Here is an 18,671-nt window from a genome sequence, read left to right as displayed (position 1 = left end):
AAATGGCACTTTATCCGGTGTCATGAAAATGGATAACGGCCATCCGCCTTGTCCGGTCATCATCTGGCAAACTTTAATGTAGACTGAATCAATGTCTGGGCGCTCTTCTCGGTCGACTTTAATGGAAACGTAATGATCATTTAAGTACGCTGCCACTTCCGCATCCTCAAAAGATTCATGGGCGAGGACGTGACACCAATGGCACGTCGAGTAGCCGATAGAAAGGAAAATCGGCTTGTTTTCCTGTTTTGCTTTTTCAAAAGCTTCATCCCCCCATGGAAACCAATCTACAGGGTTGTATGCATGCTGCAGCAGGTACGGACTTTTTTCATTGAGCAATCTGTTAGCATTACTATGCTCTTTAGACATGGCGGCAACAGCTCCTTTTTAATTTAAGTTTAGTCCTAGTCTAACTGACAAATTAAATCCAATTCAAATTTTGGAAAACTTCAGTCCCCCTATAGGGATGCTAATGGATTTAATTGGCATCGGTCAGGTAATTGTTTCGTGTCACTGGAAGGTTTAAAATAATGAAGGGTAAAAAGTAATATTGCTTAAGACTCAGTTGACTGAATGCCCCGATAGATGATAATTGAGGAGCGTGATGCGGCATGATCAGCTTACTATTAGGCACTTTAGGCTTTATCATTTTAGCACTATTGTTTTTGGCTATATTACCTGCACTGTTGACAGTTGGCAAATGGGTGCTGATCATTTCGGGAATAGCTTTAGGATTATTCATTGCAGCTGGAATTATTGCGGGTATTGCAGAAGGCATTAAAGAGGATAAAGATAATAAATCATAACATCAGGAGGAAACAGCAAAGATGAAAAATATTAAACAGATTGCATTGACAGGATTGTTGGCAATTGGAGCTGCAGGATTAGCAGGATGCGGAGAGTCAGAGAAGACAGCAGAGGACTATGAGATGCATGTAGGAGACATGGCTAATGAGCTTGTACCTCAAGAGGAAACTTTGACAGATGGGATGAATGATTTTGAATTTGCCCTGTCCGTAGTTGATACAGCTTATGCGGGCGGCTGGGCTAATGAATTGGAAGGGGCATCAGATAAGTTGCTGGAAGGTGCTGAAGGCGTAAAGGATGTATATGTATCAGAGAATTATATACCTCAGGTTCTTAAGGATGTAATGACAGATTATAAGAATAACATGGATGATGCTATTAAGGTGCATGACCTTGCAGAAAAATTCCTGGATGCTAAAACTGATGAAAATAAGCAAGCAATGATTGACGCATGGAAGGGTTTTAAGGAAGAGCAAATACAGATATTTGATGACTTTGGCGAGGCAGGTCAGAATAAAGACCTTTGGGTACAGGAAAAAGAATAGACTTACAGTTTTTGGTTAATGGAAAAGGACTTTTAAAATATAATATGGCTGCCACTTAAATATAATATGATTGCCAAAAGCAAAACGATTGTATAGTCTAATGATTCCATTCATAATAATAGTTAAAATCTATGAATTGAAAGGGTATCAATGAAATGGAGCTGAGACAGCTTGAATATTTTATGGCAGTCAGCAAAGAACTTCATTTTTCACGGGCTGCTGAGCAATTAAATATTTCCCAGCCCACGCTCAGCCAGCAGATTAAGATATTGGAAGGTGAAGTGGGTATTCCGCTGTTTGACCGCATCGGTAAAAAAACGGCTTTGACAGAAGCGGGAAAAATTCTGCTGCGGCATGGTGAACGGGTATTTTATGAAATCGAACAGGCTCAGGCTGCCCTGAAAGATTTAAACGGTCTGCAGACTGGAAAACTGACGATCGGTTCTCTGTTGACATGTGTCAGCTATTTGCTGCCGCCTGCCATTTCAAAGTTTAAGCAATTGCATCCAAATATTGATTTGTCTGTGCATGGATTAAGGACTGGTGATATCAAAACAGGGTTGCTCGAAAACCGCTTGGATCTTGGCGTTTCATTTCTGCCGGTGAAGGAAGAAGAGTTTGCTTCGATCCCACTATTTACCGAAGAACTTTCACTGGCGGTTCCTGCGGGGCATCCACTTGCTGGTATAAACGAGGTTGACTTGTCAGCTCTTGAACGGGAACCAACCATTTTGCTGCCGGAAAATTATTTCCTGCGTCAGCTGATTGACCGGCATTGTGAACATATCGGAATTAAACTGAATCCGACATTGGAGATGACCACACTGGATTCCTTGACGCAAATGGTTTCTGAAGGTATCGGTGTTACCGTCTTGCCTGAGCCATATCTTAACTATTTAACCCATCCGCAGATTGTAAACGTCAGGCTGGTGAATCCGACAATGGAAAGAAAAATCGGCTTCATTTACAGAAAAGATAAATTCATGTGCATGGCGACAAGAGCGTTTATTGATCAGGTGATGGAAACTGGCGGGGAAGTTCAAAAGTCAGGTGAAAGCGGATCATCTGCCAATATACTAGAAGCGAAAAATTAAAATGAGAGTGCATCATTCCGATGCCTCTCATATTTATTAATCTATCCGTTTTTCACATCTTCCATGCTTGCTCCGTAGTTGATATGGTAGGGCTGGCCATCTAAAACGAGTGCAGGAACTGACTTCACGCCGGCAGATTCGGCCTCGCTGATACGTGACGCATCATTATTAAAATCAACGATCTCCACATCTACTTTTGAACTGTCCAAAAACCCAAGCATGTTCTTTTCGGCATCTTGACATACCGGGCATCCTGCATGATAGAAAACTGCTTTACTCAAATATATGACCTCCTTAAAAATGGTATATATCTATCGTAAAAGGTTGGAACCGTAACATCAATAAGCCATTTTCTATGGTTATGATAGGCTCTGGCTATAGTAATCCTGTGCAACTAATAATAAATGTGAATTAAGCTTTTCCTTGTGGTTTAAATCAGCGGTGGGCGGTGGTGCTTGCAGGGTTATCAAATCTTTATGCCATTTTTCACCGTAAATGATACACATGGCAGGAAGTCTGAGGTGACAATGTCGTCCGCTTCAAAAACATTCATTAAGTTATATTTTGTTTGATCGGGACCCAGTGTGTATTGCTCGATCGCTTCATTTTTATAGTCCACAATCCAGTATTCAGGTACGCGAAACGCGGCATAGCTTTCCTTTTTCATTATCCGGTCACGGTTTGCACTATTAGGGGAGAGGATCTCAACGACCAAATCCGGTGGTCCGGCTATAGCATGTTCCTCAATGATATATTCACGGCTGCGGTGGATCATCAGAATATCCGGCTGACGCGTTTCAAAGTCAGAAAGAATGACATCAATCGGCGAATCGATAATGATATAATCGTTTTCGCATGAGTCTGTCAATGTTCGCTCCAGACGATGGCTGACCCGCTGATGTGTAGTTGAAGGTGATGGTTTAAGCTCAAGAATGCCATTGACAATCTCGTATTGGTTATCATCTTCCGGCAGCTGATAATAATCATCGACAGTCCAGCCTGGTTCGTTAATGACTGGTTTTTTAGGCCGTTTTTTCTCGTACACGAATCATCACTCCTTTTATGGTTAATCTATTATCGCATTTTTCGCAAAAATATACCAGAAAAAGCGAGCGGGCTTGCGACTTTCCCGCTCAACTTTTTGATACTGTTGTATATAGCCTTCTATCATATGTGTATGTCCGTCAGTCTCAGTTCTGCGTAATGCAGGTGATAGCCGCTTTTAAGATCAATCGACGGGCCTTGTATTGAATGTCGACCAGTGCCTATACGTCATACTTATTTAGCGCGAGTATAATACACGCAGGTTTCGTATGGTTTTAGTTCGATATCAGACAACGGTTTGTTTACTGAATGAACGTAATTTCCGATTAGCTTTTCTGCATACTTGAATTCTTGCGGTATCATATAAGCGATTTTCCTGTCAGTAAAGTTGCTGATCACCAATAATCGTTCATTTTCAAGTTCGCGTTTGTAGGAAAATATTTCTTCGTTATCTGGCAGCAGTAATTTATAACTTCCATAAACAATGATTGGGTACGTTTTCCGCAGTCTGATTAATTGTCTGTAATAGTGGTAGATTGAATCAGGCTTATTCACGGCTTGTTTGGCGTTAATCTCCTTATAGTTTGCATTAATCTTAATCCAAGGTTCTCCCTTAGTAAATCCGGCATTTTGACTGTCATCCCATTGCATTGGTGTACGGGCGTTGTCGCGTGATTTTTTATGAACAGCATCCATGATTTTATCTAAATCAGCATTTTCAGCGCGTTTTTCGTTATATATATTCAAGGTTTCAATGTCCCGATAATCCGAAATGCTGTCAAAATTCACGTTCGTCATACCAAGTTCCTCACCTTGGTAAATATATGGTGTTCCTTTCATCATGTGCAATGTTGTGGCAAGCATTTTTGCTGATTTGACACGATATTTGCCGTCATTTCCGAACCGGGATACGACTCTTGGCTGGTCATGGTTGTTCCAATATAAACTGTTCCAGCCTTCATCATCCAGTTCTGTTTGCCATTTGGACAGGATTTTTTTCAACTTTGCAAGAGACCAGCGAGTGTTATCCCATTTTCCGCCTGGTCCCGCGTCGATATCCATATGCTCAAAGTGAAATACCATGTTTAATTCCCGCCGCTTATCCGCCGTATACTGCTTTGCTTCTTCCGGTGTTACACCCGGCATTTCACCGACAGTCATAATATTATAATGTGATAGCACTTCCTGGTTCATTTCCTGTAAAAAGTCATGTATCCGCGGTCCATTCATATAGTAATCACTGCCGGAAGTGTATAATTTCCCAGGTTCACTTTTGCCATCGGGAAAACGCTGATCTTTAGAAATAAAATTGATGACATCCATCCGAAATCCATCTATTCCTTTATCAAGCCACCACTTCATCATGTTATAGATATCGTTTCGCATTGACGGGTTTTCCCAATTTAAATCAGGCTGCTTTTCGGAAAATAAATGAAGATAATATTCATCGGTTGTTTTGTCGTATGTCCAGGCGGGACCGCTGAAAGCTGATTCCCAGTTGTTTGGACGCTCACGCCAGATGTAAAAGTCACGATGATGATTATTTTTGGATGTTCGCGATTTGATAAACCAAGGGTGTTCATCTGACGTGTGGTTGACGACTAAATCCATGATCAATTTCATGCCGCGCTTATGAGTTTCTTCAAGCAATAGTTCCCAGTCATTCATATCACCAAATTCCGGCATGATTGCATGATAGTCACTAATATCATACCCATTGTCATCGTTTGGAGATTGATAGACAGGAGAAAGCCATATAACATCAACACCGAGATTGCGTAAATAGTCCAACTTTTCAATGATGCCGTTTAAATCACCAATCCCATCTCCGTTGCTGTCATTAAAACTTCTCGGGTAAATTTGGTAAACAACGCTTTCCTTCCACCATTGATTATACATGGATCATCCCTCCGTTATTGAACTTTTGCAATGAAAAAGTCATTCGAATTTACTGTCAGCAGCTTGTCTCCCGGAAGAGACTCATTGGACCATAAATCCAGCAATTTAGATTCTTGAAAGTGTATCTGTATTGGTTGGTCAGAAGGATTCAATACAATATAAATTTTTTCATCGTTGTACGTTTTTGAATAAATAAGATGATTGGTATCGGAATTCGCTTCGGATATTTGAAATTTCCCTCTGCTGCCAAAGGCTTTTTCTTTGTTATGTAATTGGATCAGTTGCTGCAGAAAAGATTTTAATTCAAGATCCTGTTTATTTTTATCCCAGATCATACATTTGCGGCATTCAGGATCTTCGCCGCCAGTCATTCCAACCTCATCACCATAATAAATGCAGGGTGTTCCTGTAAAAGACATTTGTAAAACATAGAGCAGCCTGACTTTCTGTTTATCATCTTGACATTGTGTAAGAATTCGTGGCGTATCATGGCTCCCCAATAAGTTAAACGCGACTTCACTGACATTTTCCGGATAGGAGGCGAGTACGCTTGAAACTTGATTGGCAAACCCTTCAGCTGTCAGTTTATCTTTCGCCAGATAGTCTATAGCCGCTAAGGTAAATGGATAGTTCATAACCGCGTCGAACTGATCTCCCTCCAGCCATGGCATGGCATCGTGCCATATTTCACCGAGAATATAAACGTCAGGCTTGATGTTTCTTACCTGCTGTCTGAATTCCCGCCAAAATGTATGGTCCACTTCATTTGCAACATCCAGACGCCAGCCGTCGATGTCAAATTCATCAATCCAATAGGACGCGACATCGAGCAGATATTTTTTCACTTCCGGGTTGTCTGTGTTCAATTTGGGCATGTGAGGGGTGAAACCAAACGAATCAAAATTTGGCTGCGGTTCGGTTTTTATCGGAATATCGCGGATATGAAACCAGTCAGCATAAGGTGACGACATTCCTTTTTCAATCACATCCTGAAACGGCGGGAAATAATAGCCGCTGTGGTTGAAAACAGCATCCAGCATAATTCGCATTCCTTTTTCATGGCACCTGTCAACCAGTTCCCGGAACTTCTCTTTATCGCCGAATTGAGGATCTATTTCCATATAGTCAATTGTGTCGTATTTATGGTTGGAATATGCTTTGAAAATCGGTGTGAAATAGATACCATTAATACCGAGATCCGCCAGATAGTCAAGGTGATCGATAACCCCTTGAAAGTCACCGCCAAAAAAGTTGTTTTGTGCGGGATCTTCACTGCCCCACTCCAATACACCATCAGGGTCATTTGAACGGTCGCCATTTGCGAATCGCTCGGGAAAGATTTGGTACCAAATGGTATCTTTAACCCATTCAGGCGGTTGAAACACATCTGATTCATTTAGAAAAGGGAAACAAAAATAATAGTGTATATCATCAAGCGGCGCTTCATGGTAAAAACCTTTTTCAGTATAGAACAGTTTTTCATTCCCGCTGATCAGCTCAAACCCATAACGCAGCCGCCGGAATGGGGGCACGATTTCAATCATCCAATGGTCAAACAGTGCATCACTGGCCTCTAAAAACATGCTGGTACAGTGATGTGTCCAGCCCGCCTCGGTCCAGTCATAAGGGTCACCGTGGATTAAATTCACCTTTTTTATGTCATTTTTTTTCGTCCGCAGTCTAATGTGCAGTTTTTCTCTGTCATAGGCATAGGCAAAATTACCCTTTGGTCTGTGATAGACAGCTTCTTTATTCATATTGAAATACTCCTTCCTGTATTTTAATGAAATCGTTAATCATTGCAGAAAAAAACAACCCCGTTTCTTCTCAGAAAACGGGGTTGTTGCCTTAAATACAATGCATTGCCCTCAAGTTATTAATTTAAACTTAATCAATAGAGGCAAATTTGTCAATCTTATTCGTGTTTTTTGAAAAATTTTAATGAAATCGGTTGCACAAATTAATAATTAATAATAAAATAGGTACCAGAAGTTGTGCAAACGGTTTCGCAACTTACAAAATCCTGAAGGGGGAAATCTTATGAATAAGAAGCTTTCATTTCTTGTGTTGGCCGGATTCATTGCAGTCACTTTGTTGTTGACAGCATGTACACCGGACCGTCCGGATGAAGCTGAAGGGAATGGTGAGGAAGGTTCAGATGAAAAAGCTGAGAAACCTGAGTCACTGACAATCTGGGCAAATGATGAAGAAAAACAACTGAAGGCAATTGAAGAAATCGCAGCCAGGTATGAAGAGGAAAAGGGCATTAAAGTAAACGTGGATACTGTGTCAATGCTGGATCAGACTCAGGAGCTGTCGTTGGCCGGTCCAGAGGGAAACGGACCTGATTTATTTTTTCAGCCGCATGATCGAATTGGAAATACTGTAGCGCAGGGGCTGGCAGAACCTGTCGAATTTTCTGATGGAGCACTTGAAGGATACAGTGATGCCGCGGTCGATGCCGTTACATACAACTATGATGGGGAAACGAATTACTACGGTTATCCTGCTGTTATAGAGACGTACGGTATTTTCTATAATACAGATATTGTTGAACAAGCACCTGAAACAGCAGAGGATTTAAAACGTATTTTGGAAAACAATACGAATCCTGACAGTGATGAATATGGTTTTCTGATGAAACCGAACGACTTGTATTTCAGTATGCCATTTTTCTACAACTATGGCGGTTATATATTCGGCGGTGATACCGGTGACTATGACGTTAACGACATCGGTTTGAATAATGAAGGTTCCGTGGAGGCTGCTGAATTCTATCAGTCTTTCTTCGGTTCAGGAAAAATTCCGCCATCTACAACAACAGATGTTATCGATGGACTCTTTAATGAAGGTAAAGTCGGCGCGGTTATCAACGGGCCGTGGAGTATTGTCGGATATAAAGATGCTCTCGGTGACAGTTTGGCATTTGCGCCATTTCCGTCGATCAATGGTGAACCTGCTCAGACATTTGTCGGGGTAAAATCTTGGATGGTTTCCTATTACTCGGAAAAGAAGGATTGGGCACACGATTTGGCTGAGTTTATGACAAACAAGGAAAATCTTCAATACTATTATGAGGTTGCGGGCGAACTGCCTCCAAACAAAGAAGCACTTGAATCTATTGAAGATCCGATTTATTCAGCATTTGCCGACCAGATTGAACATGGTGTGCCAATGCCAAGTACACCGGCAATGCAGCAAGTATGGGAGCCATTTAACAATGCGCTGCAATTCCTTGCTGAAGGTGAAGATCCGAAACCGGTATTGGACGAAGCAGTTAAACAGATTAAAACAAATATAGAAGCGAGCGGACAAGGAGAATAACTTTGGGGGGAGAGCCCGCTCTCTCCCCTTCATGAATTAAGGGGGTGCTGATATTGTCTTCATCAGTTAGAACAAAGCTAGCCGGAAAACATAATCCAACTTTAGCTATGCTACTATCAATTGTTTTTGCCGGGTTTGGTCAATTATATAACCGCCGGTATCTGAAAGGTGTTATTTTCATTATCATTGAAACATCCTTTCTGATTACGGTATTGCCTTGGCTTAATTACGGTTTGTGGGGTCTGCGGACGCTGGGGACAATCCCCGGAACCGACCATTCCATCCGGCTTCTGGTTTTTGGTGTTCTTTCACTGATTGCGTTGATTATCTTGGGAACCTTATACGTCTTTAACGTGCTGGATGCACGCAAACAGGCGATGAAAATCCGTGATGGATGGAAACCGCTGCCTTTTAAAGAAACAATGCGGACTGTGTATGATACCGCTTTTCCGTATTTAATGACACTGCCGGGATTGCTTCTCATGGTTTTCGTGGTTATCTTCCCGCTGATTTTCTCAGTCCTTCTTGCGTTCACAAACTATAATTTGTTTAATTCACCGCCAAGACATTTAGTTGACTGGGTAGGATTTGAAAACTTTAAAAATCTGATATCAGTTGATATGTGGAAAGACACTTTTATCAGTGTTTTTGCCTGGACGATTGTTTGGACAGTCGTAGCAACCACTTTACAAATTGGTGTCGGTCTTTTTTTGGCAGTCATGGTGAATGATCCAAGAATCAAATTCAAGAAGCTCATCCGGACTATTCTGATTCTGCCGTGGGCTGTCCCTGCATTTGTAACCATTTTAATATTTGCAGCAATGTTTAATGATGAGTTCGGCGCTATTAACAGAGATATTATCATTCCGCTGATTGGCGGTGATGGGCTTCCTTGGCTGAGCGATCCGTTTTACGCCAGAATTGCCATTATTATGATACAGACATGGCTGGGATTCCCATTTGTATTTGCGCTATTTACAGGTGTTCTGCAGAGCATTTCAAAAGATTGGTATGAGGCAGCGGATGTTGATGGCGGTTCACGCTTACAGAAATTCCGGCATATTACATTTCCGCATGTCATGTTTGCTACAGCACCATTGCTGATTATGCAGTACGCGCAAAATTTTAACAACTTCAATATTATATACCTGTTCAACGAGGGTGGTCCGCCGGTAAGGGGACAAAATGCAGGCGGAACGGATATATTGATTTCCTGGGTATATAAATTGACGTTTGATACGAACAATTACGCGATGGCTGCCGTCATTTCCATCATCATGGGACTTCTCATATCGGGGTTTGCTTTTTATCAATTCAGACAGACGCGATCATTTAAGGAAGAGGGTGAAATATAATGAATCAGAAAACGAAATCAAAAATTGAAGTGACAGCTATATACCTGGTGATTGCCGTTATTTCGATTATTATATTCTATCCCTTAATCTGGACCGTTGGTATGTCTTTCAATCAAGGGAGCAGTTTGTATTCATCGTCCCTTATTCCGGAAAATTTCTCAATAGAACATTATAAATGGCTTTTCAGTGCGGAGAGCGACTACCTAATTTGGTATAAAAATTCACTGATCGTTTCAACAGTTGTTGCTGCAGGGAGTGTTGTCATTACTTCTTTTGTAGCCTATGCATTCTCGAGATACCAGTTTGTCGGCAGAAAGAATGGCTTATATATATTTCTGCTGCTGCAAATGTTTCCCGTCATGATGGCGATGGTGGCGTTATATATTTTCTTGAATATTATTGGACTGCTGGACACGCTGACAGGGCTAATCCTGATTTACCTTGGCGGACAGATTCCGTTTAATGCATGGCTTGTAAAAGGTTATTTTGATACGATCCCGCGTGAATTGGATCAGGCGGCAAGAATTGACGGAGCCGGGCATTTAAGGGTGTTCTGGAGTATTATGCTGCCTTTGGCAAAGCCGATTCTTGCTGTGGTAGCATTGTTTAATTTTATGATGCCGATGTTTGATTTTCTGCTTCCTTCAATCGTATTGACAAGCGAAGAGAACTATACATTGGCAGTCGGCCTTTTTAATTTTATTAATGATCAGTTTTCCAATAACTTTACGCGGTTTGCGGCAGGTTCGATATTGGTCGCAGTACCGATCGCAGCTATCTATTTATTCTTGCAGCGTTATCTTATTTCCGGTTTAACTGCGGGCGGATCTAAAGGTTAAAACGCTGTAATTTGACAAGTAGGAGGAATAACATAATGCTTGAAGACACAAGTTTTGCCATACATCCGGGCAATGAAAATAAATCAGAAAAAGTTAACTATTACGATATAGGCAGTGTAACATCCGTTAAGAAATCAGAAGAAGGCTATTTATTTGAATGTGATAACGGATATGTGAAAGTGCTGTTCCATACATCATCGATCGTAAGGATTGTCATGAATCAGAACAATGAGCCGACCACAGATACTTCTTATGCTGTTGTGACTAAACCAGAGGAAGTTGATGTGACAGAAATTGATTCAGCAGAGGGTTTGGTTCTGAATACCAAAGGGCTGAGGGCAGAAATCCGGAAGTCGCCGTTTCGTATCACCATAAAGGATCTTGATGGCAATATTTTACTTGAAGAAGGCGAACGCGGGATGGCAAGCCGGGAGAATGGTGAAGTCATTGCCTTTAAAAAAATGGGTGAAAACGATCATTTTTATGGTTTTGGTGAAAAGTCAGGCCACCTTAACAAACGGGGCGATAAATATGAGATGTGGAATACAGATGTTTATGCACCCCATAATCCAGAAACGGATCCGCTCTATGAATCGATACCCTTTTTCATGACGTTGCGTGATGGGCTTGTTTATGGTGTGTTTTTTGATAATACTTTCCGGATGGTATTTGACATGAAGACACATGATGATATGTATTCATTTGAAGCGGAAGGCGGTCAGCTTGACTACTATGTTATGGCGGGTCCTGATCCAAAATCAGTTCTAAGAAAGTATACACATTTGACAGGAAGAATGCCGCTTCCGCCAAAGTGGGCCATCGGTTACCATCAATCACGTTATAGTTATGAATCGGAAGAAAAGGTGCGTGAGATAGCACAAAACTTTATAGAACGGGATATACCGCTGGATGCCATTCACTTGGATATCCACTATATGAATGGTTATCGTGTTTTCACATTTGATAAGGAAAAATTTCCGAATCCTGCAAAGCTGATAAAGGATTTAAAATCAATAGGAATAAGGGTCGTTCCGATTGTTAATCCAGGCGTTAAAAAAGATGTGGAGTATCCAATATATCTTGAAGGAATTCGTCAAGATCATTTTTGTAAATACATCGAAGGCGATGTTTACTTTGGGGAAGTTTGGCCGGGCAACAGTGCATTTCCGGACTTTACAGATGAAGAAGCCCGTCAATGGTGGGCTGATAAGCACGAATTTTACTCAAATATTGGAATCGAAGGCATCTGGAATGATATGAACGAACCGGCTGTTTTTAATGAAACGAAAACGATGGATACACGGGTTATGCATCAAAACGACGGAGATCCGAAGACACACCGTGAACTGCACAACATTTATGGCCTGCTTATGAGCCAAGTGACGTATGAAAGCATGAAACAGCAGCTTAAAGGCAAGCGTCCGTTTCTGCTGACGAGAGCGGGATATGCCGGTATACAACGGTATGCTTCCGTTTGGACCGGTGATAATCGCAGTTTCTGGGAGCACTTGCAAATGGCTCTCCCAATGGTTATGAATCTGGGGCTGTCAGGGGTCGCGTTTGCCGGTCCGGATGTTGGCGGATTTGCACATGACACAAAAGGAGAACTACTGGTACGCTGGACACAGGTTGGTGCGTTCACGCCTTATTTCCGTAATCATTCAGCAATTAGCACACGTTACCAGGAACCATGGCAGTTCAGTGCATATGAATCGATTTTACGGAAATATATTCAAATGCGTTATCGGTGGATGCCGCAGCTTTATACATTATTTTACATCGCAAGCAAGGAAGGTCTTCCGGTTATGCGTCCGCTATTCATGGAATACCCGAATGATCCAAAGACATATGACCTGAATGACCAGTTTATGATAGGTGACAATGTCATCATTGCACCAATATTATCGCCCTCTGTCACAGACAGGGCAGTCTATCTTCCTTCCGGTGAATGGGTGGAATATTCCACAGGTGAGACGTTTAACGGCGGAAAGACACATTTGATCCACGCTGAACTTGACCATATGCCTATTTTTGTTAAGAAAGGTACAGCTGTTATGCAGACAGATCAGGTTTCGAATAATGATAAAACAATGAAAAACATTTATATGGATGTATATGCCGGTTCACAAGGTCAAACGTACACTTTTACGTACTATGATGATGATGGTGAAACATTTGCTTACGAGCAGAATGAGTTTCTGGCTATGGAATTTGAGATTCAATCATCTGAAGATTATATAACTGTGACTGTGAAGGATCAGCATGGCAGCTTTACTCCTTTGTATGAGAATATTCAGGTTCGTGTTCACGGCATGGAAGCTGATCAAAAAGTTATGCTGGAAGCAGATGGAAAACAGACAGTATCTTTAGTACAATAATAAAAAACGTGTAGAGGGTGAGAAACAGTTGGTAACAATCAAAGATGTAGCAAAAGCGACAGGCGTGGCTCCCTCTACGGTATCCCGTGTCATTGCGGATAATTCGAGGATCAGTCCGGATACGAAAGACAGAGTGAGAAAAGCAATGAAAGAGTTAGGCTACCACCCAAATGTCAATGCACGCAACCTTGCAGTGAAATCGACAAAAGCCATTGGAGTCGTGATGCCGTCTCCAGCCGACAAAGCATTGCAGAATCCGTTTTTTCCGGAAGTCTTGCGTGGTATTGGATCGGTCACTCACGATGTGCAATATTCACTTGTCCTTTCAAGCGGGAATACACAAACTGAAATCTACGATGAAGTGGAACGAATGGTTTATGGCAGCTATGTAGATGGTATTATTCTGCTTTATTCCAGGCAGGGTGATCCTGTTGCATCATTTTTGCATGAGAAAAACTTCCCCTTTGTCATGGTTGGTAAACCCTCTGACCATGATCGTGAAATAACATATGTTGACAACGATAATTTTTTGGCAGGCAAGGAAATTACAGAATACCTCATCAACATGGGTCATGACAAAATAGCCTTTATCGGCGGTTCGAAAGATTTATTTGTGACGAAAGATCGTGAATCCGGGTATGAATCAGCGATAGAAGAGGCCGGTTTGACAAAATATGAGAATTATAAAATTCATACAGAGTTTCTGAAATCCGGCGGCCGTGAAGCGGTTGAATTGCTGCTTTCGCTGAATATACTGCCGACTGGCCTTGTTGTCAGTGATGACTTAATGAGCCTTGGTGTATTGAGCACATTGAAGGAAAGCGGGATTTCAGTCCCGGAAGATATGTCTCTTGTCAGTTTTAACAATATTTATTTGTCTGAAATCACAACCCCTGCGCTTACGACAGTTGATGTCTCTATACATGACCTTGGGGCACGGGCGGCAAATGCTTTAATTGAAAAAACTGTCGATAAGCTGGATACAGCCAAGCAAATTATCGTCCCGCATGAAATGATTTACCGGAACTCGGTCAGTGAAAGAAAAACACCATAAGACAATAAGTAGTTCGTTTTGGTATAGATTGAAAAAAAGCCAAAACGGACTGTTTTTTACGCAATCTGATTACATTCAAAAAGGTGATGTACATATGAGAACAGAAAAAGAGAAGATGCTGGCCGGGGAGATGTACAACCCTGATGACCCGGTATTAATAAAGGAACGTGAGGAAGCGAGACGAAAAGTCAGACTATATAATCAAACGTTAGAAACTGAAGTGGAAAAGCGTTCAATATTGTTAAAGGAGTTGCTCGGTTCAACTGGAGAAACCGTATATATGGAACCAAATATTCGGTTTGATTATGGTTATAACACACACGTTGGAGAAAACTTTTTTGCAAACTTCGACTGTATCATTTTAGATGTTTGTGAAGTACGATTCGGAAATAATTGTATGCTTGGCCCTAATGTGCAAATCTACACGGCAACACATCCACTTAATCCAACCGAACGCAATACCGGTAAAGAATACGCAAAGCCTATTACTTTTGGAGACAGTGTGTGGATTGGCGGGGGTTCAATAATAAACTCAGGTGTAAACGCAGGAAATAATGTTGTCATCGCATCAGGTTCAGTCGTTACTAAAGACGTACCGGATAATGTTGTCGTTGGAGGCAACCCAGCCAAAGTCATTAAACAGATTGACTTATAAGCTGATTTTTTGTGTGAAAGTGAAGCACAGGCTATGCCGGACATTGGATATGGCTGACAAGATGAGGCAAAGTTCAATTATGTGCTACACTATACAAAAAAAGGGGTGAGGCTATGATTTATGAACTGAAAGTGACGTTGAAGCATGTCGGTATCCCTGTATGGCGAAAAATACAATTGAATGAAAATACAACGTTCTATCATTTGCATCGCATTTTACAGGTTGTCTTTGACTGGGATAATAATCATTTGCACAGTTTTTTTACGAATAAAATAAATGGCAAGCGTGCCGACGATCTGGAAATTACAGGTGAAAATAACGACGGCTTTACTGATCTCTTCGGCGGTCAAGTATCATACAACGAGCATCAAGAAATGTTAGCCGACTGGTTTAAAATGTCTAAAGATAAAATAACGTATGTATACGATTTTGGTGATGACTGGCATCATGAAATTGTCTTAAGCAAACAAATGGAACCTGAAGAAGGTGTGAACTATCCTCGCTGTATTGGTGCGAAAAACGCTGCACCTGAAGAGGATACGAGGGGAGAAGTCTTAATGGGCGAGGTTGATCTGGCTTTTCCCGACAGCAAACAACTGGTTAAAGATATTAATCAGGAAATACGTTTGCAATTGAAAGATATGCTGACCTCTTATGAACAGACGGCGCCAGAAAAAGATATTTGGCATGACCTCTTTTTGAAAACCAAGGAATTTCTGAAGCTGAAGCCTTGGGATATGATGTTTGATGGGCATATTTTTGCGGTTGAGGATCCTGTCACAAAGGAATGGATATATTGCTCCGTCCTCGGTGGAGGCGGCGAAGTGTTTGGTTTGGCCGTATACATAGGCGATGAGGGATACACTTCTTTAATGGGCTCACTGTCAGATATGCCGCCTAATTTCGATTTCATTGTCAGTCAGCGCAGTTTACTTCTGAGTTTTGAGGATCGGGAGGATTTGGAAAAGGACGATTATAGGTTAGTGAAGTCATATGATATTCCATTTCGCGGGCGTAAAAGCTGGCCTTCGTTCACAAGCTATAAACCGGGCTTTTATCCATGGCTTATGGATGATGAAGAGGCAAGGCTGATGCTCTTAGGCATTGAGCGTACGATGGAGGTTTATCAGGAATTAACGGAAGGCTTGGAAATGCCGGATTTGCTGTTGGACGAGCAAATCCTTGTTAAAATACCCCGCAAAGCAAATGGCAATAGTGAATTTGATAATCAGGTCATTGGTTTGGAAAAGGGCGAAAATAATGTTGAGAAATCTGAAGTTCCACTCAATGTTTCGGAATTTGAATTGAAACGGATTGAGAAATTAAAAACCACATTAGCGGTAACGATTGAATTTTCCATGGAATATATGGACATGCCTGTTCAAAATGAGCCAGGTGAACGTCCGGTTTTTCCATTATTGGTATTGGCAGTTGACCGGGCTCAGGGCACGGCTGTTTATTATAACCTGCTGACAGATAGTTCGGATTTTGCCGTGTTGCAGAATGAATTTTTAAAATTGATTGAGACACTGAAAGGTATCCCGGAAAATGTCATGGTCAATCAACAAACAGCACGTGTTCTTTCTCCGCTTATGGAAAAGGTGGACGTGAATGTGGAAGTGGAAAATGATTTGCCGTTAATCCGTCAAGTGGTGGATATGATGCATGATGATATGCCGTTTTTTTAGATAACAGGATGAAAAGGGATGTACAGGTGCTTAAATCTCAAGACTATTTAACTGGCACATTTCTGTCACAACCACTGAACGATGATCCTTTACATACTCCTGAATCATTGAAAAGTCTTATCTGCATCATTAAAGTAAAGTCAGATACTTTTATAGGATGCGCGAGGGATGTACGATGGGAAACGTGTTAATGCTTTATGCCAGCATGACAGGCAATACGGAAGCAGTAGCCGAGATTATCAGGGATGCAGTGGAAAAGCATGGTCATCGTGTCGTGACCAAAACGTTTGAAATGGATCCAGTAGATGCAGCAGAGCTTGCCGAATACGACGGTCTGCTTGTCGGAACGTATTCAGAGGATGATGGGGCATTGCCCTTTGAAGTGGAAGATTTCTATGAAGAATTGGATGAAGTGGATATCGATGGACTGCCTGCCGGGGTGTTTGGCTCCGGTGATTTCGTGTACGATACGTTCGGCGGTGCCGCTAACACAATGGGAGACCGTCTGGCAGAAAAACAAGCAAAACTCGTCCCTGAATGGCTGGTTGTTGACTTGTACCCTGATGAAGAAGATGCAGACAGGTGCCGGCACTTTGCGGATAGATTTTGCAAAATGATGGAAAACAATAGAAGACGTGAAATGGATTGATGGGTCGCTTTGACGTCTGCTGCAACGCAAAAGGCTCGCCGCCAAATTTTGGCGGCAAGCCATTTCTATTATTAAAAGAGGGGGGTATTGAAAAGCGTTACATTATAGTGTTTCCCGATTGTGAGATGATTAAACATCATATTTAAATTTTTGAACAGCAACGATACAAATTTCGTTTTTTCATATGAAAAAGGAGAACAAAAGCATTCTTCAGATTCCAAAATGAAATATTATTTCAGAAAAACTTGTTAAAATATTTCAAGTTATATAAGATTAGGATAGACATATTGGTGAAGGATGGGGAACTAATGGGCTATGTTGTCGGAATTGATGGCGGTGGAACGAAGACAATCGCAGCTATAGCAAGTGAAGATGGCAAAATTTTAGCCAAAGCAGCAGCGGGTCCTGTCAATCCGAATGTGGTGCAGAAGCAAGAATTGTTTCAGACATTGTCCTGGTTAATGCAGGATTTGGCAAAACAAAGCGGCATCGGGCTTGAACAAATCACCAGTTTGTTTGCCGGCATTTCAGGAGCAGGCAATGACAGGGCAGTCAGGATGCTGACGAAACTTCTGCACCAGCTCGTGCATCGTGATTCAAAAGTAAAAGTTGAACCTGATACGGTGAACGCGCTGTATTCCGGAACATACGGCGGCCCAGGAATTGTTCAGATATCAGGCACAGGCTCAATCACTTTCGGCATCAATGATGAAGGGAAGCGCGATCGAACTGGCGGATGGGGTTATTTATTTGGAGATGAAGGAAGCGGTTATGATATCGGCAGAGAAGGTATGATTACGGCTTTAAAGGCATTTGATGGGCGCGGCAGAGACACAATGCTGCTCGATATGGTCCGCGATCATTTTCAAATTAAAAGCCCGTATGACCTCATTCAGCATATTTACGCTTCTCGATCCCCTAAAGGTGAAATCTCTCCGGTTACTAGACTTGTTTTTTCTGCTTACAAACATGGGGATCAAGCGGCAACGGATATCCTGACAAAGGCTGTTCAGGAAATGAGCTGCAGTATTCGGACTTTAAAATTTAAACTTTTCAGCCCTGAGCAAAGTGTAAGTACCATTTTATGCGGCGGTGTGTTTACCGATAAAGAGATTTTACCGGCACTGCTTCAAGCTGAATTGCGAGATGATGGGCAATTAAGGATCATCACACCTGAAATGAATCCGGCAGGCGGTTCAATCATTGGCGCCTTTCTAATGGAAAACAAACAACTGAAAGAAACTATGATTCAACATATGATTTCAACATGTTAAGAGGTGATCGGATTGTCACAAGTGAAAGGCGGTCTGACCATTTTAAGAGAAATGGCCAACACCCTG

17 protein-coding genes are annotated in these 18,671 nt (G+C 41.7%); 12 read left to right on the top strand and 5 right to left on the bottom strand.

Going from position 1 to position 18,671, the window contains the following annotated elements:
* Positions 1-369 (bottom strand): thioredoxin domain-containing protein (locus VK080_RS09660; RefSeq protein ID WP_324224561.1); only part of this gene is annotated, 369 nt, incomplete at its 3' end.
* A gap of 242 nt (positions 370-611) precedes the next feature.
* On the opposite strand from VK080_RS09660, the gene VK080_RS09655 reads away from it, so the two are divergent.
* From VK080_RS09655 to VK080_RS09645, 3 genes are all read left to right on the top strand, one after another.
* On the top strand, positions 612-806 hold the full coding sequence (locus VK080_RS09655) for a hypothetical protein (protein WP_324224560.1): 195 nt from the start codon (positions 612-614) through the stop codon (positions 804-806).
* Positions 807-827: 21 nt separating this feature from the next.
* Positions 828-1,352: a hypothetical protein gene (locus VK080_RS09650; protein ID WP_324224559.1), complete on the top strand. Its 525-nt coding sequence runs from the start codon at positions 828-830 to the stop codon at positions 1,350-1,352.
* A 146-nt stretch (positions 1,353-1,498) separates the two neighbouring features.
* Positions 1,499-2,446, top strand: a complete 948-nt coding sequence (locus VK080_RS09645; protein ID WP_324224563.1) for a LysR family transcriptional regulator — start codon at positions 1,499-1,501, stop codon at positions 2,444-2,446.
* Between the two features lie 41 nt (positions 2,447-2,487).
* On the opposite strand, the gene VK080_RS09640 is transcribed toward VK080_RS09645, so the two are convergent.
* The 4 genes from VK080_RS09640 to VK080_RS09625 form a co-directional block, all read right to left on the bottom strand.
* On the bottom strand, positions 2,488-2,727 hold the full coding sequence (locus tag VK080_RS09640; RefSeq protein ID WP_324224558.1) for a glutaredoxin family protein: 240 nt from the start codon (positions 2,725-2,727) through the stop codon (positions 2,488-2,490).
* A gap of 185 nt (positions 2,728-2,912) precedes the next feature.
* Positions 2,913-3,491: a Uma2 family endonuclease gene (locus VK080_RS09635; RefSeq protein WP_324224557.1), complete on the bottom strand. Its 579-nt coding sequence runs from the start codon at positions 3,489-3,491 to the stop codon at positions 2,913-2,915.
* 233 nt (positions 3,492-3,724) lie between these two features.
* A complete protein-coding gene (locus tag VK080_RS09630; RefSeq protein WP_324224556.1) occupies positions 3,725-5,389 on the bottom strand; it encodes an alpha-glucosidase in 1,665 nt (554 codons plus the stop codon).
* Between the two features lie 14 nt (positions 5,390-5,403).
* Positions 5,404-7,146 carry an alpha-glycosidase gene (locus VK080_RS09625; protein WP_324224555.1) on the bottom strand — a complete coding sequence of 581 codons (1,743 nt, stop codon included), beginning with the start codon at positions 7,144-7,146 and terminating at the stop codon, positions 5,404-5,406.
* Positions 7,147-7,429: 283 nt separating this feature from the next.
* Between VK080_RS09625 and VK080_RS09620 the strand changes: the two genes are divergently transcribed.
* The 9 genes from VK080_RS09620 to VK080_RS09580 all read left to right on the top strand — a co-directional run bounded on the left by VK080_RS09620 (position 7,430) and on the right by VK080_RS09580 (position 18,605).
* On the top strand, positions 7,430-8,713 hold the full coding sequence (locus tag VK080_RS09620) for a sugar ABC transporter substrate-binding protein (protein ID WP_324224554.1): 1,284 nt from the start codon (positions 7,430-7,432) through the stop codon (positions 8,711-8,713).
* Between the two features lie 107 nt (positions 8,714-8,820).
* Entirely contained in the window at positions 8,821-10,068 is a 1,248-nt protein-coding gene (locus VK080_RS09615; RefSeq protein ID WP_324224562.1) for a sugar ABC transporter permease, read from the top strand.
* Positions 10,068-10,907, top strand: coding sequence for a sugar ABC transporter permease (locus tag VK080_RS09610; protein WP_324224553.1), 840 nt, complete (start codon positions 10,068-10,070; stop codon positions 10,905-10,907). Before VK080_RS09615 ends, VK080_RS09610 begins: the two co-directional genes overlap by 1 nt.
* Positions 10,908-10,942: 35 nt before the next feature.
* Complete coding sequence (locus VK080_RS09605) at positions 10,943-13,285, top strand: glycoside hydrolase family 31 protein (protein ID WP_324224552.1); 2,343 nt, start codon at positions 10,943-10,945, stop codon at positions 13,283-13,285.
* A gap of 28 nt (positions 13,286-13,313) precedes the next feature.
* Positions 13,314-14,339, top strand: a complete 1,026-nt coding sequence (locus VK080_RS09600) for a LacI family DNA-binding transcriptional regulator (RefSeq protein ID WP_324224551.1) — start codon at positions 13,314-13,316, stop codon at positions 14,337-14,339.
* A 94-nt stretch (positions 14,340-14,433) separates the two neighbouring features.
* Positions 14,434-14,994, top strand: a complete 561-nt coding sequence (locus VK080_RS09595; protein ID WP_324224550.1) for a sugar O-acetyltransferase — start codon at positions 14,434-14,436, stop codon at positions 14,992-14,994.
* 113 nt (positions 14,995-15,107) lie between these two features.
* Positions 15,108-16,682: a plasmid pRiA4b ORF-3 family protein gene (locus VK080_RS09590; RefSeq protein WP_324224549.1), complete on the top strand. Its 1,575-nt coding sequence runs from the start codon at positions 15,108-15,110 to the stop codon at positions 16,680-16,682.
* A gap of 175 nt (positions 16,683-16,857) precedes the next feature.
* Positions 16,858-17,331 (top strand): flavodoxin domain-containing protein, encoded by a 474-nt coding sequence (locus VK080_RS09585; RefSeq protein ID WP_324224548.1) that lies wholly within the window; start codon positions 16,858-16,860, stop codon positions 17,329-17,331.
* 308 nt (positions 17,332-17,639) lie between these two features.
* On the top strand, positions 17,640-18,605 hold the full coding sequence (locus tag VK080_RS09580; RefSeq protein ID WP_324224547.1) for an N-acetylglucosamine kinase: 966 nt from the start codon (positions 17,640-17,642) through the stop codon (positions 18,603-18,605).
* Positions 18,606-18,671 lie beyond the last annotated feature (66 nt).

The organism is Lentibacillus sp. (assembly GCF_035301925.1).
Taxonomy (GTDB): Bacteria; Bacillota; Bacilli; order Bacillales; family Amphibacillaceae; genus Lentibacillus.
The sequence above is the reverse complement of the archived record's forward strand: the minus strand, read 5'-3'. Positions and strand labels throughout refer to the sequence as shown.